Origin of the sequence: Priestia sp. FSL H7-0729, assembly GCF_038005685.1 — a bacterium.
GTDB lineage: Bacteria > Bacillota > Bacilli > Paenibacillales > Paenibacillaceae > Paenibacillus.
In genome coordinates, this window is the sequence record NZ_JBBOTQ010000002.1 from 183245 (window position 1) to 206028 (window position 22784).

Annotated in this window: 21 protein-coding genes and 1 pseudogene; 8 read left to right on the forward strand and 14 right to left on the reverse strand. The window is 47.9% G+C overall.

Features of this window, described 5'->3' with window-relative positions; translation table 11 throughout:
* Positions 1-40: 40 nt before the first annotated feature.
* From MHH93_RS07130 to MHH93_RS07180, 11 genes and pseudogenes are all read right to left on the reverse strand, one after another.
* Positions 41-1084, reverse strand: a complete 1044-nt coding sequence (locus tag MHH93_RS07130) for a S66 family peptidase (RefSeq protein ID WP_500053457.1) — start codon at positions 1082-1084, stop codon at positions 41-43.
* 96 nt (positions 1085-1180) lie between these two features.
* Entirely contained in the window at positions 1181-2515 is a 1335-nt protein-coding gene (locus MHH93_RS07135; protein WP_500053458.1) for a DUF4179 domain-containing protein, read from the reverse strand.
* Complete coding sequence (locus MHH93_RS07140) at positions 2512-3027, reverse strand: RNA polymerase sigma factor (protein ID WP_500053459.1); 516 nt, start codon at positions 3025-3027, stop codon at positions 2512-2514. Before MHH93_RS07140 ends, MHH93_RS07135 begins: the two co-directional genes overlap by 4 nt.
* 222 nt (positions 3028-3249) lie before the next feature.
* Positions 3250-3777, reverse strand: a complete 528-nt coding sequence (locus MHH93_RS07145) for an ankyrin repeat domain-containing protein (protein WP_500053460.1) — start codon at positions 3775-3777, stop codon at positions 3250-3252.
* Between the two features lie 70 nt (positions 3778-3847).
* Complete coding sequence (locus MHH93_RS07150) at positions 3848-4711, reverse strand: helix-turn-helix domain-containing protein (RefSeq protein WP_500053461.1); 864 nt, start codon at positions 4709-4711, stop codon at positions 3848-3850.
* Positions 4712-4729: 18 nt separating this feature from the next.
* The gene (locus MHH93_RS07155) at positions 4730-5131 is read right to left on the reverse strand and encodes an NUDIX domain-containing protein (protein ID WP_500053762.1); all 402 of its coding nucleotides are present in this window, start codon (positions 5129-5131) and stop codon (positions 4730-4732) included.
* A 210-nt stretch (positions 5132-5341) separates the two neighbouring features.
* Positions 5342-5830, reverse strand: a pseudogene (locus MHH93_RS07160) (GNAT family N-acetyltransferase); the annotation flags it as partial.
* A gap of 149 nt (positions 5831-5979) precedes the next feature.
* Positions 5980-6390 (reverse strand): flagellar basal body rod protein FlgB, encoded by a 411-nt coding sequence (flgB, locus tag MHH93_RS07165; protein WP_500053462.1) that lies wholly within the window; start codon positions 6388-6390, stop codon positions 5980-5982.
* A 186-nt stretch (positions 6391-6576) separates the two neighbouring features.
* Positions 6577-7392, reverse strand: a complete 816-nt coding sequence (speD, locus tag MHH93_RS07170) for an adenosylmethionine decarboxylase (RefSeq protein ID WP_500053463.1) — start codon at positions 7390-7392, stop codon at positions 6577-6579.
* A 166-nt stretch (positions 7393-7558) separates the two neighbouring features.
* Complete coding sequence (locus MHH93_RS07175) at positions 7559-8137, reverse strand: SLOG family protein (protein WP_500053464.1); 579 nt, start codon at positions 8135-8137, stop codon at positions 7559-7561.
* An 80-nt stretch (positions 8138-8217) separates the two neighbouring features.
* The gene (locus MHH93_RS07180) at positions 8218-9369 is read right to left on the reverse strand and encodes an RluA family pseudouridine synthase (protein ID WP_500053465.1); all 1152 of its coding nucleotides are present in this window, start codon (positions 9367-9369) and stop codon (positions 8218-8220) included.
* A 189-nt stretch (positions 9370-9558) separates the two neighbouring features.
* Between MHH93_RS07180 and MHH93_RS07185 the strand changes: the two genes are divergently transcribed.
* The gene (locus MHH93_RS07185) at positions 9559-9966 is read left to right on the forward strand and encodes a hypothetical protein (RefSeq protein WP_440387608.1); all 408 of its coding nucleotides are present in this window, start codon (positions 9559-9561) and stop codon (positions 9964-9966) included.
* 220 nt (positions 9967-10186) lie between these two features.
* Here the strand turns inward: MHH93_RS07185 and MHH93_RS07190 are convergent, their stop codons facing one another.
* Entirely contained in the window at positions 10187-10897 is a 711-nt protein-coding gene (locus MHH93_RS07190) for a GT-D fold domain-containing glycosyltransferase (RefSeq protein WP_500053466.1), read from the reverse strand.
* 308 nt (positions 10898-11205) lie between these two features.
* On the opposite strand from MHH93_RS07190, the gene MHH93_RS07195 reads away from it, so the two are divergent.
* From MHH93_RS07195 to MHH93_RS07215, 5 genes are all read left to right on the forward strand, one after another.
* Positions 11206-11895, forward strand: coding sequence for a glycosyltransferase (locus MHH93_RS07195; protein WP_440387611.1), 690 nt, complete (start codon positions 11206-11208; stop codon positions 11893-11895).
* An 18-nt stretch (positions 11896-11913) separates the two neighbouring features.
* Positions 11914-12903 carry an SDR family NAD(P)-dependent oxidoreductase gene (locus MHH93_RS07200; protein ID WP_500053467.1) on the forward strand — a complete coding sequence of 330 codons (990 nt, stop codon included), beginning with the start codon at positions 11914-11916 and terminating at the stop codon, positions 12901-12903.
* A 75-nt stretch (positions 12904-12978) separates the two neighbouring features.
* Entirely contained in the window at positions 12979-14499 is a 1521-nt protein-coding gene (locus MHH93_RS07205; RefSeq protein ID WP_500053468.1) for a nucleotide sugar dehydrogenase, read from the forward strand.
* On the forward strand, positions 14486-15232 hold the full coding sequence (locus tag MHH93_RS07210; RefSeq protein ID WP_440387613.1) for a class I SAM-dependent methyltransferase: 747 nt from the start codon (positions 14486-14488) through the stop codon (positions 15230-15232). The genes MHH93_RS07205 and MHH93_RS07210 overlap by 14 nt, the downstream gene beginning before the upstream one ends.
* Positions 15233-15702: 470 nt before the next feature.
* Positions 15703-16833, forward strand: coding sequence for a glycosyltransferase family 2 protein (locus MHH93_RS07215; protein WP_500053469.1), 1131 nt, complete (start codon positions 15703-15705; stop codon positions 16831-16833).
* 492 nt (positions 16834-17325) lie between these two features.
* Here the strand turns inward: MHH93_RS07215 and MHH93_RS07220 are convergent, their stop codons facing one another.
* Positions 17326-17850 carry a DUF5412 family protein gene (locus MHH93_RS07220; RefSeq protein ID WP_500053470.1) on the reverse strand — a complete coding sequence of 175 codons (525 nt, stop codon included), beginning with the start codon at positions 17848-17850 and terminating at the stop codon, positions 17326-17328.
* Positions 17851-17874: 24 nt separating this feature from the next.
* Positions 17875-18768: an AraC family transcriptional regulator gene (locus MHH93_RS07225; protein ID WP_500053471.1), complete on the reverse strand. Its 894-nt coding sequence runs from the start codon at positions 18766-18768 to the stop codon at positions 17875-17877.
* Positions 18769-18884: 116 nt separating this feature from the next.
* Between MHH93_RS07225 and MHH93_RS07230 the strand changes: the two genes are divergently transcribed.
* Positions 18885-20705, forward strand: a complete 1821-nt coding sequence (locus tag MHH93_RS07230) for an ABC transporter ATP-binding protein (protein ID WP_500053472.1) — start codon at positions 18885-18887, stop codon at positions 20703-20705.
* Positions 20698-22665 (forward strand): ABC transporter ATP-binding protein, encoded by a 1968-nt coding sequence (locus MHH93_RS07235; RefSeq protein ID WP_500053473.1) that lies wholly within the window; start codon positions 20698-20700, stop codon positions 22663-22665. The genes MHH93_RS07230 and MHH93_RS07235 overlap by 8 nt, the downstream gene beginning before the upstream one ends.
* Positions 22666-22784: the final 119 nt, after the last annotated feature.

The window sequence follows — 22784 nt, forward strand, 5'->3', positions numbered from 1 at the left end:
AGTTCTTACTTCAAGGTATGCATCTGCCTACAAAAGGTGATTACACAAACGCCATCTCAAGGCTGCCGCGTCCATGTCCATAAGCAACTTTACCCAATGCTCCATTCACAAAGGTGAGCTGGGGTGGAACATGGCCGAGATCCACATCGTATAGTAGTGGCACATCCAGATCCCCAAGTGCAGAGGATAAGGCATCGGTAAAATTGAAATCCGCTGTATCGGAATAACCCGCAGGTCGGCCGAACATGAAACCTTTCACGCCTGCAAACCAGCCAGCCTGTCTCATCTGCCACAGATGACGATAGATATCCCCGGCGTTCATCTCACAGCTCTCCAGATACCAGATGGTTCCTTCGTCTGCACAATACTGTTCCAAATAGGATTGAACGGGTGCATACGGGGTGCCAATCAGACAGGTGATGGTATCCATACAGCCACCGATCAGCCGACCGGAGAACCTCACAGCGGTATCTGCATCTTCCGAGTGTCCGAGCTGTTTCCAGCGTGAGGGTGTATCCAGGTTAAATCCAGGCAGTTCCATTTTCCATGCCGATTGATAATGTGTGGAAGAAGATTGTGTGATCTGTCCGCCGTAAGGGGTCTGTAATACATCAATCCAGCGCGCAGTCACAGGATCGAGGGCATTTGATCTTAGATCCACATAATTGGTGCCGTGTGCTGTCGCTGTGCCGGTGAGCAGGGTGTATGCGAATAAAAAGGTACTGATATCCGAATAACCCATGACCCATTTGGGCGGCAACGTGTTCAAAGCTTCCCAATCCAGCAGGGGCAGGATATCCATCAGGAACTCTCCACCCCATGGAGGGATAATGGCCTGAATATTTGGATTGTGGAAAAATTCATTCATCTCTTCTGCGCGTTGCTCTTTGGAGGCACTCACACATTTGATGTTCTGGCGGAGCGATGGACTTTCCAACACGTCAAAACCAAGACGCTCCATATTGCGTTTGCTCTCCTCAAGATAATGGTGCAGGGATTCGCCTACACCGCTGGAGGGTGCTGCCACACCGATGGTATTTCCCGGAGCGAGTGGCTGCGGATAACGGATGGAACGTTGATTCATATCTAAACACACCTTCCCTATGAACATCATTGCTCGTAATAATGAATGTTTCCATTATATAGAATATTTGCGATAATCACAGCCTATGGGTGAAAATTAAGGATTAACAGGAATGTCCAATGAGAAGGGGGACTTTACTTTCATCGGATAGGTGGAGATGTTCATCTTCACTTCCCCTTTTAATTTGGCTCCATTTTTGATAGTAGAAGAAACAATCGTATGACTGTCATCCGTCCCATCCCCACTACTCCAACTGGAGCCAGGAACTTCATATGATTTCCCATCACTATCTGTAACTTTCCTGAAAGCCAGAACGTAACCGCCGTTCATACTGCCAGCAACAGAAAAGTCGATAATTAGATCTTTGCCTTCGACCTTGCTGCCAAGCATCTTCAATCCAGATGGGCCACCTGTAATCCGGTGTGATTTCAGATCAAGGGATAGATCCAGATCCTCTTTATCCAAACCGGAGAAGCCAGATCCCTGTAACGTCAACTTTTTTGGTATGGAGAAGTACATGCTTTCGAAGTAAATGGAACGTTCATCCTCACCGGTTGAGGTATCTGTTCTCCACGCGCGCCCTTGCTCATCAACCAGTTGAAGATCGCTGAGGCCAAATACCTTCTTGGTATTTTTAGGATCAAAATTCACATCAAGGACAAGACGTGTGGGATACAGAGTAGCCTGTTTCACATCAATACGCTGTCCATCCACTGTTAACGTCTGATTCACAGGAATGACTTTTTTCATGGCTTTGGTAAGATTCTTGTCTACCCGGAACGTCATTTTCCACTCTTCAGCACTTGCTGTATCTCTGGACTTAAACACAACGCTTAGCTCCTCAGGAGGAGAGGCTTCATCTGTGAAAATGACGTCAATCATATTCTCATACACATTCTCGTCTGAAGTCGGTTTAGGTGAAGAATAACCAAAGGCAACAGGCAGATCTTTACCGTTCTCATCGAGCAGATCGATATCATAGTTGAATTTCTCGGGATCTTTCATGCCTTTCATCGTGTAAAAAATAACCATGCGTGACTCGTCTGTGATAATGCCTTCAACGGTCACGGAAGCACCATCATGCTCATCGGTTACCCCGACCTTCTGTAAGAGGGACTGATCAATCGCCATCATCAGTCCTTTATCCTGACGAATCATGCTCACAACACCTTCCATGCCGGGCAATTGCTCCACGAAGGAGGCAAAAGCGGGAGAGACACGGATACATCCGGTAAACAGCAGGATGAGGGCCGCTGCCGAGATGGAACTCATATACCAGCGCAGTCGAGACTTGCGTTTGCGTGCAGCTTGGCGGATTCCGGACTGCACAGCCTGAAAGGCGGCATCGGGCACAGGAATGGTTTCGTACTCCGTCTTGCGAACATTCAGCCGTTCTTCCAATGCGTCAAATGATTGTTGTTCATCCGTCATGAGGATACATCTCCTTTCGTTTCAAGTTGATTATGGAGCTGTCCGAGTGCCCGATGTAAGCGGGATTTGACGGTTCCGGTCGGGATTTCCAGAATGTCGGCAACTTCGGTTAGGGAGAACCCTTCAAAATAACTCAGGATAATAATCTGTTTGCAATCCCGATCCAGGTTGGATACGGCGGCAGCAAGATCAGGGTCGGCAGGACGATCCCAACTGCTGGGTTCATGAATTGTAGTATCCGGACTGAATCGACTTTTACGTTTGCGTTCGTCTGCGCAGTAGTTGAGCAGAATGCGGATGAGCCAAGTGCCAAAGTAGGATGGTTCTTTTAATTTTTTAAGTTTACGGAATGCCCGGAAGGTTGATTCCTGGATGGCCTCCAGCGCATCACCTTCGTTGTGCAGGTAGGCATAGGCGATTCGGTACAGTCGACTCTGATGCAATTCCATTAAGGCTGCAAAAGCCTCGGCATCCCCTTTTTGTGCGGCAATGGTGAGCTGAGTAGGGGTCACATGGCTCCTCCTTTCATGGATATGTTGAGTATTAGACCGTGTAAGGACTCAAACGGTTCTTGTTTTCTGAAAAAAATATAATGTATTGCGGTTTCTATAGAAGTTGAACTTCGTATGTATACGAGAACGTAGGGGACAACACAAATAACCGTCAGACCTTCTCTTTGTACTGCAAAAAGAGTTCTGGCGGTTGTTCATGTTATTGTCCAAGCTAGCTAAACATTACTGCTGTTGCGTTGCAACGGCTGCTCGCAAACATGAAGCTGTAGACGTGTTACCACGTTCAAGTGAAATATCCAATGCGGTCTGGCCCGCTGAGTTCAGTGCATTGGGATCAGTTCCATGCAGAAGTAACATCTCGATAAGTTTGATCTGATCCGTATGAAATGCTGCCGAGTGTAGCGCATATTGTCCATCACTGTCCAGAATGTTCGTGGCTGCCCCGTGTTCGAGTAAAAGGCGCATAACTTCAGGCGAACGTTCTCCCGCAAGCGCGGCATGCAGGGCAGTATTGGACGGAATAAAGGAAATCTTCGAATGAGAAAGGGCGTTAACATCGGCTCCATGCTCCAGAAGAAGACGAACTGCTCCTGCTTGTCCATAATGAGAGGCATACCCCAGCGGAGTTAACCCATCCTGATTTTCAGTATTGGTGAGTTCCGGGTGAGAAGCGAGCAATAATTGCAGATTGGCCACATCTCCAGCCTGTGCAGCCTGAAATAGTTGATTCATCTGTTCTGTATGATTCATAAAGGAAATACCTCCATCTGATGAGATAATTTAATTATAAATGTTACTCTTCAGAGGTTCTTCTTCATAATCACCTTTTTGCCCGCAGCTGGGAAGGGGAGCTATGAAAGCGTCTGGTAAATAATGAACTGAACGATCCGAGACTTTCGAACCCCACATCATAACAGATATTGGTGACAGACTTGTCCGTATCAAGTAAAAGTCGCTTCGCAGCTTGTAGTCTGCATTCAGTCAAATAACGATGGGGTGAAGTGCCGAACAGCTTTTTGTAACTTCGTAGAAAATGATTCACGGATAGTTGTGCAGCTGCTGCAGTCTGTTCAAGGGTTAACGGCTGATCATAATAGGCGGAGATATACTCATGCCCGATATAGACCCTTCGATATAACTCTTCTCTGGTTGAACGTCTGATCATATCAAGTTCGTTGATCTCTTGTTGAATGTTACGGTGTAGATCCAACATCTGAACGGCGAGCTGATGAAGCTGCTCCTCTGTTGCCCAGGAATCGAGCATGTCTTGACTGTACAAGTTACGGAAATGATTCAGGGCTACGCCAAGCCGATTATGCATCACGTATGTACGTTCTATCCACTCCATCTTGCTTGGGGGTGAATAACTATACGGCTCATCAAGTAGCCGAAGATCACTACTAATCAGATTTCGGCTAATCTCTTCCACATAACCAGTAGGAAAGAAGATGCAAAAGGATTCAACTGGAGTAGATGAATCGATGTGAAGACTATATTCCTGACCTTCATTCAGAAGTAGATAGTTCTCATTGTTGACTGCGAAGTGACCGCGACCCGCTTCATAGAGCGTTTTTCCGTTACGGAATGTTTTCAGTGATAGCCAGCCGTTGCCTTTCCAATCATATTGGGAGCTCGATTCATGCAGAATGAAGGGTACAGGTCGAGGAAGCGGAATCTTCAACACTTGCAAGCACCTCCAAGCTTAATTCTGGTTATATAGCTTCTTCACAGCTTCCAGCCCAGGTACGGCAAAACAGGCGAGTGGAGAGGGCAGATCATGGAGCGGGAACCAACCGATCTCACCAATGGCTCCGCCTTCTTCCAGATTACGAGCATGGCCGCCAATCACCTTGGTGGAATAGAGCACGGATATCCAATGTTCCTTCTGCTCTGGCTGGATGGTCTCCGCCGTGCAGAGCAGACGGTCAATGGCGATATCCAGATTGACTTCTTCCTTGATTTCACGGATGACGGCAGTCTCCAAAGATTCATAGGGATCTACTTTCCCACCTGGAATACTCCAGGTGTGCTGCTGGGGCTGACGATTCCGCCAGGCGAGAAGCACTTCGCCTCGTTCATTCAGGATGACCGCGCCCACGCCGATACGAGGCGAAATGTCAGACTCAGCTTTTGGATCTGAACTTAATTCCGACAGGGACAGCGCAGCTTGTTCGTTCGCATAACGCTGTGAGAAACTACCCGCGGCGACTCTCCCGGATTCAGGTGTACGGGTAGACTGGAATGACAAGGGAAGCTGAGACTGTGCCGACCATTCTTCCGCAAGAATACTCATCGAGATCAGGTCATAATGCATGCCATCCCGCAAAACTGCAGAACGCTGGCGTCCCTCTTCCCGGAATCCGGCTTTGAGGTACGCGTGTCTCGCGGCTTCATTGTATTCAATGACTTCCAGCGCAATCCGGTTCAGGTTCAATTCGTGGAATCCATATCGAAGAATGAGCGCAAGGGCATCACTGCCGTATCCTTTACCCCGATCGTTCTCTTCGCCAATACCTATGGCCAAACGAGCAGATCGATTGTTCCATTCGATCCGGTAGAGGGCCGTGAAGCCAATAAATCGATTGCCCTCCAGTGTTCGTAAGGCAAACTCAAAACCGTTGTCACGGCGGACAGACGAAGAACCCGTTTCATCCGGCGTTAGCGGAATAGCGATATCCGTATCCATGTTGCGCAGATATTCGTAATCGTCCGTGAAGCGGGAGAGCCGCATGCAATCTTCCGGGCATGGAGCCGCAAGCCTCACTTTGGAACCTTGAAAACCATTTAAATGACGTGGAGCCATGTTGCACCTCTTTTGTTCGATATGAAATCAATCGTTTCTTCCCATTATACTACGAACAGGAGCAGATACCGAAAAATGGCACTAAACGAGCTGTACTCAGGGGAAAAATCACAAAAAAAAGCAGCCATTTCGGGCTGCTTGTACATTCATTATTTCAGATCATTCAGTAAATTCTTCATTTTTTTGTAATGTCCGCTGACCCGATCAACCATGTAGTTATACATGAGTTGATTCTCCGAAAGGTTCGCCATTTCAATGTCAATATCCACGTTATTGTTGTTATTGTTCATGGCTGTTTCGTTGTTCTCGACAATTCGGTACTGTACGATCGAAGAGTGGGGATCACTGACAGGGAAGTGTTTCTCATGAGTCCGCTTCATGGCGAGCTGATCTGTCTTGCCATTCTCAACGATCCGTCTCAGCTCTTCCTGAAACTCTACCGTTTTCTTTTTGTAGTTGGGCGTGTCTGCATTGGCAATGTTATTGGTGATGGCATTGTGTTGTGCAGTAAGCGCTTGTAACAAGGATTCGTTACGTCTGGTCGTATTGGTTTCGATCACGGGCTCAGTCTCCTTCACTGCAGAGTAATACAGTTACTCTTTATAATAGAAAACATTGTTGCACACTGTCAACATGAGCAAAGAAAAAGACAAGCCCATGTCGGAGTCTCCTGTAAGGAAAAAAACTGCCTTCATGATCGCTTGTCTTAAATCTTGTCCTCTATCGGTCAGCCTTGGAACGCCTTCTTAAGAGGGACGATTGATGTTTTTGCCGTAATAGATCTCATCCATCTCCAGATTCAGCCATTCGGTGATCTCCTGTTGTTCCTTCTTGCTCAGCTTCTCCTTGGTGTATCCAAACAGATAATTGTCGAGATCGAATTCTCTCAGTTTACATTTGGTGTGAAAAATATTCTCCTGATAGACGTTCACGTCAATCATGTCAAAGCTGCTCTTGATCTCATCCGGAATGTAGTTCTGAATGGAACCGATCTCGTGGTCAATGAACAACTTGCGTCCGCTCGTATCTCTCGTGAATCCACGTACACGATAATCCATGATCATGATGTCCGTGTCAAAGGAATGGATTAGATAATTCAACGCCTTGAGCGGTGAAATCTCACCGCAGGTGGAGACATCGATGTCCGCACGAAAGGTACTGATGCCTTCGCTCGGATGGAACTCCGGATAGGTATGCACCGTAATATGGCTTTTGTCGAGTTGCATGACTACATTATCGGGCAATGGACCAGGAGATTCATCGAGTGATTCCTCGGGGATCTCCACGATTGGACCTTCCGAGACCAGCATCGTCACACTCGCACCTTGAGGTACATAATCCTGCTGGGCAACGTTAAGAACGTGGGCTCCGATGATGTCGGAGACGTTGTTCAGAATTTTGCTCAACCGGTCGGCGTTATATTGTTCATCAATATATTCAATGTAAGCTTCGCGTTCGTCTTTGGTTTTCGTATAACAGATATCGTACATATTAAAGCTGAGCGACTTGGTCAGGTTGTTGAATCCATGCAGTTGAATGCGCTGCTCTGGCGTAATTGTCATGGTTGCAGTTCCCCTTATCCCATACGACATATCATCGCAGTTATAATACTACTTATACCCAACCTGCCTCGAAAAAAAACATATGTACGTCATTCGAAATGTTATGCACCTCTGATAATCGCTCTACATGGATGACCTCTGACAAACTATACGGAGACACAATGAATCAGAATGAAGAATCGTCGAAGTCTCCCATATCATTCATACGCTCATCCTCGGCTACCGACTGGATATCCTCTGAAGTGACACTGATAATCGTATAGTCTTCGTTCTGTTGTTTCTTTACGGCTTTTTCCTTCATAAAACGGGGACTGCCTTCCCCGGCATCTTCGTCATAGACAAGCAGAAGACCATCACTTTTGCGCAGCAACAGGTCATCCCGTGCAGTGAACTGCCACGGCCCGATATAAGGTTGATTGCTAATCGCACCGTAGTAGTCCACACCCGAGAGGATGGAACGGTAATACTCCTGTTTGTCTTCTTTCCATTGCTCTTCCGGGTTCTGAAAGGCAGTGATGATCGACAGCTTTAGATGCGGATACGTCTTCTTCAGTTCAATCACCACTTCACAGGCCCACAGATCCACACCGTATTGTCCCGGTGTCAGCACCCATTCCAGACCATCTTCGACAAGAGGCGTGAGCCGGGAAGAGATGGCCTTTTTGATAAAAGGAATACCTTCATGCTTCTGGCCAAAAATCTGCAATTCATGTGCCCGGTAACCGGTAATTAACAGGTTTTTCAATGTCCGTTCCTCCTTTCAGGCATGATCATTGAATCAGTGGAATTTTCTATATTTTCTATAGACACACACTAAATAGGCAGTTATTTCGCAGGTGGAGCATCTGCACGGAACGGATACAGGAATGGTTTCGGAATATCTGTTTCGAATGACATCAGCTCATCCGTTGTGGGATGGATAAACGAGAGTATACGAGCATGAAGTCCGAGACGGCCAAGGTCTCTTGTGCGTGCGCCGTATTTTCGGTCCCCGGCAATCGGATGTCCGAGATCTTCCATATGCACACGAATCTGATTTTTACGACCTGTCTCCAGACGTACTTCCAGCAGGGAGAACTCACGGTTCGACTTCAGACGTTTGTAATGAGTAATGGCATGTTGTCCATCATTCGGACGCGAGCTGGAGTACATTTTCAGTGTTTTGGTTTCCTTCAGCCAGGAAGAGATGGTGCCTTCTTCTTTGGCTACTGCACCTTCAACAAGGGCAACATAGACACGGTCCTGCACATTTTCTTTCCAGTTGTTTTGCAACTTCTGTTGTACCTCTTCACTTTTGGCAAACATCATTACACCCGATGTATCCCGATCCAGACGATGTACGACAAAGATCCGGTTGAGCGGATTGGTGCGGCGTACATGTTCTGTCAGTTGGCGATAAGCCGTCAGGTCATCCGTCTTGTCAGCGGCAATGGACAACAGTCCGGCTTCCTTGCGGATCACAATGATATCATCGTCTTCATGCAAAATGTTAATACCCGTCAAGGATGGGGCTGCGACTGCACCTTCTTTGCGGATGTAGACAATCTGACCTGGCGTCAGCGCTTCATTAAACTTGGTTACGACTTTCTGATCCACGGATACCTGTCCGCGACCCAGAATGGACTTCACGGCATTCCGTCCAGACTTCAGATGTTGCAGCAAGAAATTCAACAGTTCATCCGGTTCGGTTACTTTGTACTGGCGCGGTGGTTCCTGCTTGCGGTAATAGGAATTGCCCGGTCGTTTGGAAGCACTGGCGTTTTTGGATTTGTTACCTCCGCCTTTTTTCGGTGCGGCTGATGATTTAGCGGCTAATGGCTTTTTATTATCCTCTGTATTGCGTGATGCGGAAGCACCGGATGATTTGGCAGATGAGAAGTTAGACTTACCGGAACGTGCTGTAGATGAACCTGCGTAAGTTTTCCCCTTGGCCGATGCCGATGATGTTTTGCCTGTTGGACGTTTGCGTTTATTCATGAATAGTAATCTCCTTCTGAACAGCCTGTACCGCTTGTGTGCATACGATCCGTTCATTTCGTTATGCAGTTCAATATACCATTAACAGTCGACAAATAAAAATAGGTTCATGGAATCTGCTATACATCCAATCCGAAGAGTTGTGAGATTCATAGGATATGGTATCCCATAGCATTGGAGGTGTTACTCATGGGCGTGTTTCTCGATATGAGAACTTCGATGAACTCGGGAACGGTAGGACAGCCCGGTTTATCACTAGGTCCATCCCCGGAAGCATTCGGCGCCATTGGTCTTCAGACGCAAGGCGTGGTGAATCCCATTATTACATTGAACGGGACAGTAGGCGTTACGGGAGAACTGGGAGATACCTTTGTTGTGGAACTGGTACGAGGTTTCCTATACGACCCCTTTTATGTGATCTACCGTGCTGAAGGTACAATTGGACAGAATGGAGGTGCCGAGTTTCATTCGTTCACTGCTCAGGATCTGTCTGCACCACCAGCATTGGAAAGTGTGTATACTTCGTTCATCTCGGGCGTGTCCACAGCAGTAAGAACCGGGCCGGAGATGTTATACGGTATTGCAGCTACCAGCTAGTTGTGAAGTACGTATATGTGAATAGGCAGAGTGCTTCAACATCGTTTCTGTTGACGGCAGAGTTCGCTTCATACCCCAGAAAGGCAAGACAATGCAGCGATAGGTCTCCACCAGCGCTCAGCAAGAAACCCCCGGCTCAAGAAGCCAGGGGTTTTTGCCGTACAAGCATCTTCATAATTGGATACAACTCACGAATCTGAAGTCCGGAGCTGTTCCGGGATCAGTTGGCTCGGCCTTTCAGAATGATGTTATTGGCTTTGCCAAAGTCGATGGCAACTTTGCCTGCGAGTGCAGCTGTTCGCTCAGCAAGAATAACCGCGTTGACACCGCAGGAGAAGAGAGCGACATCGAAAATATGTTGATTATCCTGAATCCAGTGCAGCGTTTCATCCATTTGATCATAGCTGTCAAAGGGTAGTGCATTCACAATGTTCAGATTGTACGGCTCACGTTCGAGCGTGGCACGGAGTGCCTCCGTCTCACGAGTAACGAGTAACACACACTTGCCTGCGAGCATCTGCCAGAAACGCGGGTTTTGCGCCAATTCCCGATTGACACAGGCATGACAAGTCATTGGAGGAACGATGCCAAAGTGTGCAAATACCATGTCGGTCAGGGGTCTTTTGAGATAATCCGGAGCATTAATGGTACTGTCACCACGAGGAAGAATGCCCACGATATCCGCACGTTGCAAGGAAGAGGCGACTTCATCCCGGAGTTTCGTGTTGGGGAGATGAAGTCCCTTTTGTCCTAAGTTTGCTTTCTTGGCCCAACGCTCCTGAAGGATCTGTTCTGTGGTCCACACGGTTTCTTGAGACATGACGATATTCTCGCCATCGCCGACTCGTACAAGAGATAGCGGTCGTTGCTCCATGATTGCCGCTTCAAGTTGATCAAGTACATCCTGTAATTCAAGGTAAATCGAATTCATTCCAGTGGTACCCCCTTTGAAAATTGAACTGCTCTATTCTATGTTGTCAGTTACGTTAACGATATGTACGTTCGACCCGCAGGCAGCCTCTTTTGGTATATATCAATCTATTTATATGAAAGTTAGTACATCTGTCGGTACCGCTTCTATTAACGTTTCATACGCTATAGAGTGCTGGATTCAAAAGGAGATGTTGCTTGGAAATCATCAGAATGTAATAGAAATGTCTCATAGGAAGACGGCATCAAAACTATGAAAACAGTCTGTATCCGCAAGCGGAACTTGCAGCGTACATGAGGAGGAATGTTATGTCCAGGAAAGTTGTGATCGAAATTAATTTTAACAATTACGGGATGGACCCGCAGCGCTTGACGCGGGAGTGGCTGGAGCGTCGGATGAGCATCTTCCGTACGTTCACATTGCATTGTCTGAAGGCACAGACAAATCAGGATTTCCTTACGGTGGTGAAGTTGTCCAAGGAATCGGGGGACCTGATGCGGGAGATTCTTGCAGATCAGGAGCCGCTTCCTTCCAATATTCGTTTTGGAACCAATATTGAGAGTGTGCGTGCCATTTTGGCGTTTGCTGAAGGTGCGGAGCAACTCTATATTGCCCGCCTGGATTCGGATGACCTGTATCATAAAACCTTTGTTCAACAACTCTACGATATTCAGCCACAGCCGCAGACGATGGCATTGATCAATCAGAACGGATACCTGTGGGACAGTGTGAATAACGAGATGGCACCAGCGTTTCACCGTTCTCCACAATTCTATGTTTATTTATATCAGACCGCTGAATACGCAACAGGTTACCGGGTCAAGCTTCCGGGCAGAGGCACACATGGTAACGTCATCGATTTGCCGCATGAGCTTCTTGCTCCGCGCAATTATGTCAACATCGTGCATTCGAGTAATACTTCAATCAAAAAGGTACCACCCAAAGACCGGTTAAGCCGGGATGAGATGGCACAGGTACTACGCGAATTCATGATCTGATCAGGGAGGGATTCATCCATGATTCAAGGACAAACGATTCTGATCACTGGAGGAACGGGCTCCTGGGGTCAAAAGCTGACTGAGGTACTGCTGGAGCAGGACCCGGCTGAGATTCGCCTTCTGTCACGTAATGAATACGCCCAGATTGCGATGCAGCGTGCGTTCAACCATGACCCGCGTCTGCGATTCATCATTGGGGATATCCGGGATTATCGGGCAGTGGAAGATGCCTGCAAAGGCGTGGATGTGCTCTTCCATCTGGCTGCGCTGAAGCATGTTCCGGTCTGCGAGGACCAGCCGGATGAAGCGTTCAAGACCAATGTGATTGGGACGCAGAATATTATTCGGGCTGCGATTCGTATGCAGGTTCCCAAAGTCATTGATGTGTCCACCGATAAGGCAGTAGATCCGATTAACGTATATGGCATGACGAAGGCTTTGGGTGAAAAAATGATGATCCGTGCCAATTGGCTGAGTGAAGGTACCCGGTTTGTCTGCATTCGCGGCGGCAATGTGCTTGGAACCAGCGGAAGTGTCGTGCCCCTGTTCCGTCGTCAGATTGATGAAGGCAAGAGCCTGACTATTACGGATAAAAGCATGACCCGTTTTTTCCTGACACGTACCGAAGCTATACATTTACTGCTCAAGGCAGCTGAGGCGGCCGTGGGTGGAGAGACGTTTGTGATGAAAATGAAAGCTTGCAAGATGACGGAACTTGCATCCGTCATGTTGGAACAGGCAGGTCGCCCATCCTTCGATTACAAGGTAACGGGAATACGTCCAGGCGAGAAATTACATGAAGTGTTGATCTCGCCTTTTGAAGCGCCGCGTACGTACCAATATGATGCGCAGTATTATGTGATCCTGCCGGAGCACCAGGACAAGGGACTGACGGAACAGTACAGCAGCCTACCACGTGTGAACTTCTCCGAGTATCGTTCGGATAGTGCCATGATGAACAAACCAGCGATTGCCCGGTTTTTGCGTGCAGGTGGCTATATCGATTAGGGTGTGTCTCAAAACTCGTTCGGAGTATTTAGGCACGCCCACCGAAGGGAGGCGGAACGTTTGGAGGTGGAGGGCATGAAAGAGAATGATCAGCACGAGCAACACGAAGGAAATGAAGAGTTACAGCAACGCACCCCAATACAACATATTCATGATCGCTCCCTGAAAGCTGTCGTCATCGGTCTCGGCTATGTGGGTTTACCCATGGCCGTGGAGATGGCACAGGCAGGTTATCAGGTCCATGGAATCGATATCGATACTTCCAAAGTAGCCAAGCTGCGTAACGGGCATTCGTATGTCATTGGCATTAAAGATGATGTTGTGCAGTCTCTGATGCGGGGAGGTTTGTTCTCGGTAAGTGACGATTATGCAGCAGTGGCAGAGGCGAATGTCATCGTGATCTGTGTGCCCACCCCACTGACCGCTGAGCATCAACCGGATATCTCGTATATCTCGGCGTCAGTGGATGGCATGACTCCGTATTTGCAGGAAGGCAGCCTGGTTATTCTGGAAAGTACGACCTATCCGGGCACGACGGAAGAACGCGTGAAACAACCGATTGAAGCGGCAAATGGCTGGCAAGCTGGAGAGCAGTTCTACGTTTGTTATTCTCCAGAGCGGGTAGATCCGGGCAGTGTGCATTTTGGTGTGAAAAATACGCCAAAGATCATTGGAGGCTCTACTCCTGCCTGTCTGGATTATGGTAAACAATTCTATGGCTCGTTCCTCAACGAAGTTGTTCCGGTCAGTTCAACAACGGTAGCGGAGACGGCAAAGCTGTTCGAAAATACGTTTCGCAGTGTCAACATTGCACTCGTGAATGAGCTGACACCAGCATGTGAACAGATGGGGGTAAACATCTGGGAAGTACTAAATGCGGCGGCAACCAAGCCATTTGGTTATATGCCATTCTATCCGGGTCCCGGCATCGGCGGACATTGCATTCCAATCGATCCGATCTATCTGTCCTGGGCGGCAAACCGTCAGGGATCGGAGCTGCAATTCATCCAGCTGGCGGATGCAACCAATCGGCAAATGCCAGAGAAAGTAGTGAAGCGTGCAGCAGAACTGCTGGAGCAGAAGGGTATAGCTGTGCAGGGAGCACGCGTTGTGCTGGCGGGTATGGCTTATAAAAAAGACATTGACGACCTGCGTGAATCACCAGCGCTGGACGTCTTTCGGCTGCTAAGCGCAGCGGGGGCGGAAGTGGTTTTCACCGATCCAATGGTGCCTGTCTTCCGTAAAGATGACGGTACGATGCTCCAGTCTCGGCCTGCTGCGCCAGAATTGTGGACATGGGCTGATCTGGTGATCATCACCACGGATCATTCAGGATTCAATTATCAGGAGATGGCAGATCATGCGAAGCTGATCTTCGATACACGCAATGCAACGGCCGGATGCCACGGGGGAAATATTGTGGTGCTGGGTCAGCCAGTGCGTCATGAGGCTAAGGGTGTCCACGAGCAACAGGTACGAGTAGAAGGGGCAGGGCAAGAACAAGAAGTGAAGGTGGTAGTCGAGGATGCCGCAACTCGCCATGAAACGGTGAGCGATGCCGATGAGGATCAGGGAGATGCCGATGGCCAATCATGATCGTGTAAGTGAACGCTACTATGGCGAGATTAATTCGGAAGATTCTCATGAAGCGACGAGGACGCGTGTCCACTGGATGTGCCGTGAGGCAGCAGGCAAACGTATTCTGGATGTCGGGTGCAGTCAGGGAATTACTTCTATTTTGCTAGCACGGGAAGGATTTCGTGTCACGGGTATCGATCTGGAGGAAGAAAGTATCCGGTATGCCCAAAGCGAGCTAGCCAAAGAATCCAGGCCGGTACGAAACAATGTGGATTTTCGGATGCTGGATATTACGCAATGGAAAGCAAGAACGACCTTTGATACGGTGCTGCTTGGAGAAGTGCTGGAGCATTTTGCTCATCCGGAGACATTGTTGGTCCAGATTCATCGGCTGTTGCAAGAAGAAGGGACGCTGGTTGTAACCGTGCCGTACGGGTATCACCCGTTTTATGACCACAAGCAGACCTTCTATGCGGGAAGCCTGGCGATGACCCTGATGCCGTATTTTGAAGTCTTGAAACTCGAAGTTCATCATAAATATCTATGTTGCGTAGCCCGCAAACGGCGGAAAACACAACTGCATATGTCACCGACTTTAGATCAACTGCTGGAGTGGATGAACCTGGATCATATGCATTTTGCCGAGGTGGAGCAAAATCACCTCCGCGTAATGAAGCAGCGCAAGAAGGCACTGGACAGTGCGGTGGAGCAGGTGAAACGGCTTCGCCGTCAGGAGAGTGGTGAAGGGTAGCGGTGAAGGCAGGGCCAGGGACAGGGAAAAGGAAAAGGGATGCAGAAAGGGGCAAGGGCAGGGTTAGAGACAGAGGCAGAGGCAACGGGAGAATGAGAGTCTAAGTCAAGGACAGTCTAGTTCTAACGAATCTCACACGCCTTATATTGGTGATTTTCGAGAGGGGAAACATCTAACGAATCTAAGCGACGCTATTTCATTAGAAAGCTGTGATAAAAGAGGAATGGATCCCTAAAATGCAAGGATAGCGCGCCTCAGATTCGTTAGATTTTCCAATTGGCTGAAATACACCAAATAGCGTTACCTCAGTTCGTTAGCCATAGTGAAAATGATGTCGATGTATTCTTTATTGGACTTTGAGATTTGTGGGAATGAGAGTGCTAGTACTTTGTTTGAAGTATCTGGTCAATGAAAGAGCAAAGCCGTCATGACATTTCGCAATACGAGTCTGACAGGAAGGGGCTCAAAACGTGATCACCATCAGTCTATGCATGATTGTGAAGAACGAGGAACGCACGCTGGCGCGCTGTCTTGACTCGGTTGCTGGCATCGCGGACGAGATCGTCATTGTGGATACTGGTTCATCGGATCGTACGATGGACATCGCTGCGGAGTATACTAACCAGGTCTACACGTATGAATGGAAGGAAGACTTTGCCGCAGCGCGGAATGAGTCATTCGCCAAGGCCACGCAGGAATATATCCTGTGGCTGGATGCGGATGATGTGCTGCTGCCCGCGGAACGGGCGAAGCTTGCAGTGTTGAAGCAGCAGTTGCCGTCTGAGGGGGAGACGGCGGCTGTGATCTTGAATTACACGCTGGCCGAGGGGCCGGAGGGAAGTCCGCTCGTGACGGACCGACGGCTTCGCCTGGTCAAGCGGGATGCCGGGTGCCGCTGGCATGGCCGGCTGCACGAGCAGCTTAGCTTCCCGCGGGGCGAGGTCATTACGGCAGATATTGCCGTCACGCATCGCCGCGAAGCGGGACACCATACGGCGCGAAACGTGCGCATTCTGCGCAAATGGATCGCCGAAGAGGGCGTAGCCCAAGGTCGCCTGCTGTTCTATTATGCAGGCGAATGTTATGACCGCAAGCAGTATGCAGCGGCGGCACGCGGTTACGCGAAGCTGCTGGAGCAGCCGAGCGGGTACCGCGAGGATCGTCTCATTGCCTGCGCGCGTCTGGCAGAATGTCATGAGCGGCTTGGCGAGCCGGGGCGCAAGCTCGGCGCATTGTTGCAGTCGTTCCAATATGACCTGCCACATGCGGATTTCTGTTGCGCCATTGCGGCATGTTTCCATGAACGGCAGGAACCCGTCTCGGCGATCTATTGGTATATGCAGGCGGTGGACGTGAGCAGCCGCGATCCGGGTCTGCGCCCGGTGCCCGTGGCTTGCCGCACGTGGTTGCCACATGCCCGGCTTTCCCTTTGTTATGCCCATCTGGGCAACTGGGAACAGGCATTGAAGCATAACACCAAAGCCCGTGAGTTTTTGCCCGACGATCCCGGATTGCTAGCCAATCGGCAGAAGCTCGAAGTAGTGGTACGTAAGGAGATGAAGGAGCGGGAAGAACGTGGTGAAGTGTCACCTCGTAAGTAGGGGATGAGGACAGCAGAGTTTGAAGTGGGAGTAGAGATAGAGAAAATAGATTGAAGTAGAAGTGACAAAGATAACAAAACTAAACTTTACTGTAGGATGCGATAGGACGGATCAGTAAAAAATAAAGGTTGGATGGAAATAGAGTGTAAGGCATAAAGCAGAAGCAGGGAAGCAGGAGATACTCAAGATTAAGCTGTAGAATAGATGTGATAGATAAAGCATGAGGCTGTAATTTGTTTCAAATCCGATAGCTACGATATTGTTAGTGAACGAGATTATCAAACCACCAGTAACTATTAGTATATAGACGATAATATGTAGAGCAGCCCCGCTTGACCGAGGAAGTCGGTGAGCGGGGCTTGCTTTATGTTTTGTACTTTACACTGCTTGTACCGTGTGAGGCTTCTGAAGCATGAATGCAGTGAGTACGAAGGACGTATTACGATGATCAGCCACGTAGTCAGGATGTCATTTTAGCTGCTAAGCTATTTTTTACTTTTCCGGTGCCAGGCAGCGCACATATTGGTCCTTCATCCGTAAGCTTTTGCACGCCCAGCCCCGTCCATCATATATTTCGTCATCGATATTGAGGGTAAGGGTCTCATCCGTGTATTCATTCCAGTTTTCAATCCGGATTGTATTTTCACTTTCCCATTCGAGATGGTTATTTCCGTGGTGCTCGGCACGATAGATCGTTTTTACCGTGGAGTCCTTAGGGGCATTCGTCTTCTTTACATCGACCCAGATCGTAACGCCACCTGCCGCACCACCGTAAGGTACACCGTAAATCTCGGCAGTATATTCACCGTTCCGTGAAGGCATGGAATAGCTCAGATCTCCCAGCTCAGAACGGTCAAATGTGGAAAAGTATGGACGGATCCAGAAATACAGGAATATGGAAGTAAACAGCACGAGGATCAATAATGTAAATGTAGTCAGAATCGGGTGTCGACGAATCCAAGGTTTGCGAGAATCTGTAATGGATGAACTTGAATTAGCATGATTATTTTGATGCATAGGCATTGAACCTCCAATTGCAGCTTACAGTGAAATTTGTTTTGCAGGAATATAGATGTCCATCTCTCCGTAGTGGTCCTGAGCCAGACTGCCATCAATTCTCTCAAAATAGTATGGATCACTCTTCTCGTACCCCGAATGACTCTGCCAATACTCATCGATAAATGTCCAGACACTGTCCAGATGATCGATGTTGATCAGACTTGGGTGGAAATCACAGACGTATTTGAATACCGCATACTGGTTAGCTGGGATCTCAATGCCATTCAGCTCTTCAGGGATATGATCTAGACGGCTTACTTCTACAGATGGCTGGTATGTACTGTAATCCTCGTTAATCTCATTGGTAAATCCAATATATACGTTAGGTTGCAATACGTTAGGAATCGAATGAAAATATTTTTCATAGAAGTCGTTGCCTGCTGAATTAGCTTCATAGTGTTCTTCATTGTCTGCATACCAAATATGGGATTGTTGTCCGATGAGTTTTATGGCTGGTTTTCTTACATACGTTGGTTTGAATATGTATCCGTAAGGCAGCACTGTGATCATGGACGAAGTCATACGGGCTGTGAATTCAAGCTCTCCCGCTCCCTGTTTGCGATATTGCAGCGGGGTGATACCGAAAGCCTGTTTGAAAGCACGTATATAGGATTGTTCATGTTCAAAAGCGTAATGTCCGCTGATATCGATAATCTTCCAGTTCAGATTCACCAGTTGCTCCAGACTGCGTGCCAATTTGCGTGAACGAATGTATTCCCCGGGCAATTGCCCACTCACATGTTTGAACATACGATGCAGGTGGAACTTCGATATATGAGTCACAGATGCCAGATGATCGAGCGTTAACTTGTCTTGAATATGGTCTTCTATGTAATCGAATAACTTATCCAACGTATTCAGCAGATCTTGTTGCATATTAATCTCCCTTACTTCTGATAGTTACTTACAGCAATAAATGTTCATTTTTACCTTATCACCGATGATATCATAACCAAGTACATAATTTAATGACAAGATTGGAGAAACCATCCATGTTAGTAGACAAACGAACTTATACGACCTTAGGCATGCTGACTCGATTATGGACATTAACGGGTAAGTACCGAATGTTCATCATTGTGTTGCTTTTCGCCGCATGTATGGTCTCCCTGATCGAGGTTGGATATCTGGAATCAATTCGAAGACTGGTCAAAGGCGCTACGGAATCCCAATTTCCGTTACTTTACTCAGGTTTGATCATAGGCGTTTCCGTTGTAGTATTACGGTTGTTTGTAACCGCATTCATGACGTGGGTCGAGACGTTATTCCAGCAAAAGACATTAATGTCCATGCAGTCTCTATTGCTTGGATCCCTCGGTAACACAGAAACACGGGATCTGGCACCCTATCATACGGGTGATCTATCTTCCAGGGTTTGGACTTCCGCCAAGGAAGCACAGAAAGGAATAAATCAACACGGTATTGAACTCGCCAAAAATATCATTCAGCTGATCCTTGCATTTGCTTACTTCAGTTGGGTGAACTTGCCACTGTCGATGGCTATCATTGCATTCACGTTGATCTATCCTCTCGTAACGGTAGGACTGGGAAAACGTCTCCAAAGACAACATGATCAGTTGAATGCTAGTGCGGCTTTAAGAGATGAGATGTTGACTGAAATTATTCAAGCCCCGGTGGAGATCCGTAGCTATGGACTCGCGGCTTATGTACACCATCATTTTAAGAATCGAATGGATCAAGTGTTCAGACATACGATGTCTGTATCTGTGTTACAACGACTATCAGAGGCAGCCGGACGAGTCTCAACGTATGGTGGGATGATTCTAATTCTTTATCTAGGCGGCATGCAGGTACTGAATGGACAGATGGATGTGGGAGGACTGGCGGCTTTTCTGGTGGCGAGCAGTCAGTTAACTCGTCCGATTGAATCGTTATCTGGGCTGTGGAATGATTTTATTGGTTCGGCTTCTCATGCATCCAGAATTTTTGAGGTGCTGGATTTGGAGAAGAAGGATGCAGTTGCTATTACCAGTAGAACTACATATGCAAGTTCCGAAACGGAGCTAGGACAGCTTGAAAAGCAATCTAAATCAGCTGGCATCAACGTGCAGGATGTGTCTTACAGGTATGCAGAACAAGAAGAAGTGCTAACGGATATTTCTTTTGTAGCCGCGAAGGGAAAGCTCACTGTAATCACGGGGCCAAGTGGATGCGGAAAAACCACGTTATTGAAATTAATGGCCGGATTAGATATACCAGTCACTGGTTCAATCCAGGTTATGAATCAGAAGAACTCAGTACATGATATGCACGAAGCTCATACAGAGCATATCAATCAGGTGTATGTTCCGCAACAAAGCTTTATGTTCACAGGCACGGTAGAAGAGAATATTGTTTTTGGGCAAGAAGGGATCACTGCTGAGCAAGTAGAGGTTGCGGCCCACATGGCTCAGGCACATGACGCCATTATGCGTCAATCACTCGGATATGGGACAGAGCTTCAGCCACAAGGCGGGACAATGTCGGGTGGTGAGCTTCAGCGGATTAGTTTAGCCAGAGCGATGCTGAGGAACCCGGATATTCTATTGTTGGATGAACCGACGTCATCTCAAGATGCGTGGCATGAGCAACGATTGAATGATCTGTTTGCCCGTATCACTGCTGACAAAGGCACAACGGTTATTGCAGTTACCCATCGATTATCGTTGATCGAACGGGCAGATCAGGTCATCTATATTCAGAAGGGACGCGTCGAAGATACGGGAACCCATCGTGAATTGCTGGATCGTCCAAACGGATATCGGAGCTATATTGCGGAGCAGGGTACAGAAGTGGAGGGACAGCATGAGTAACAAAATTGAAGATGCAGCATATGCCGGTGGCGTTGAGGTGAAGAACAGTCAAGAGAAAAGTGGAGCAAATGAGATAAATGAAAATAATGAAAATAGTGAAATAGAAGTTGATCATCAGATGAACGAAAGTCATGTTTCAGATGACCCAGATGATTCAAAAGAAGCTGTATCACTGGCAACGGTATGGCCTGTTATTTTTCGCTGGATGAAGCCTTATGGATTAGCTGTAGCGATCTTGCTCATTTTTATCGCAGCAGATGCGGTCTTTGATTGGGGACTTGCCTTCGTACAGGGATTCTTCGTGGATGCGATTCATGATGGGGGACAAGAGCAGTTGAACGCTACGGCAATGATCTTTATCGCCATTCTGGCAGGATTTATTGTGTTACTCGCGATGCATCGTTATGTGCTGGTATGGCTCAAGGAATCGATGCAACGGGACATGTCCATGGATCTGTTGAAACTGTTAAACCGTATGCCCTATTCCTGGGTGCGCAGACAGAAGTCCGGGGATGTGATGCTTCGCATCAAGGAAGACACCAAGCATGGTGCAGAAGTTGTGGAGGCTATGGCAGAGGGAGTTACAGTTATATTCATCATTGCTCTATCACTGGGATACTTATACAGAGCAGATGCATGGGTCGCGGTTATCGCCTTGGTGAGTGCAGCGGTGATATGGTTCACAGCGAGGTTGTATGATCAGCGAATTGTTCATCTTTCCGATGAGGTCGAATCCAGGGAAGGTGAGTCGCAGCAGCAGATTCAACAGTATGTTGAAGGATTACCGGTGATTCAAGCCTATAATGCATCACCGTGGTTTCTCACTCGTTTTCGGACACAACAGGAATCACTGAACCGTATTCAGGCCAAATTGCAGATGACATTGAGCATGTCAGATAACGTAGCGATGGCGGTATTTGGTATATCTCAGCTAGCAGCATTGTTCCTTATTGCTGTGTCAGCGGCTAGAGGAACCTTGTCACCGGGCATGGTTGTCGCAAGTAGTCTGCTGTTTGAACTGGTGGTGTGGCCAGTATTGGGCTTGTCCAGCCAGTGGAGTCAGATGCAAGCGAGCGTGGGTGCATTTGGACGTATCTCTTCATGGTTGAAATTGGTGGAGAGCAATAAGACGGACTCATCCAATCCCAAGTATGGGGAGCTCGTACGGGGAAGTTATCACCTGGATCAAGGGCAATTACATCAAACAGCTTACCTAGAGAACGAACTGGATAGGCTACGTCTTCAACAGGTGAGGGTAACGGATGAAGACAGCGGTCGGAGGATTCTGGATCAGATTACGCTTCATCTAATTCCTGGTGAATTGGTTGCGGTCGTTGGGGCCAGCGGAGCAGGCAAATCTACATTATGCCAAGTGTGTGCAGGGCTGATTGAGCCAACGAAAGGCAGCGTATTACTGGGCGATAAACATGTTGCAGAGTATGTGAAAAGGGATAGCCCATCCAGACTGGCGTACATGCCACAGACACCATCTTTTTTTACAGGAACGATTGAGGATAACATTCGTCTGGGCGTAGACGCTACTTTGGACAAGGTGAAGATTGCGGCAGAGCAGGCAGGTTTACAAGATTTCATCGAGGCCCAAGAGGAGCAATACGCTGCGCTATTGCAAGAGAAAGGGGCAAATCTATCTGGAGGCCAACAACAGCGATTGTCACTTGCCAGACTCTTTATAAGGTCATCCGGTCTGTATATTCTGGACGAACCAACGTCATCCCTGGATATTCAGACAGAGCAGATCGTGATGAATCACTTGCTGAACTTTATGAAAGACAAGATAGGGTTGATCGCCACACACCGCATGGAGGTCTCTCGTCAGTGCTCTCGTATCCTTGTAATGGAGCATGGCCGAATTGTTGAAGATGGTACGCATGAACAGCTGATGGACAGGAAAGGATTGTATTATCAGATGAATGCAAGAGCAGAAGTTGTCGATGAGTGAGATTGGAGTTAGTTAATTCATACGGATATCGAAATGCATCCTGCTAATATCTACATCCGACATGGTATAATAGAAAGAAACGGAGTTGATGGTCAGATGTCTGATTTCCTCGATCCTCG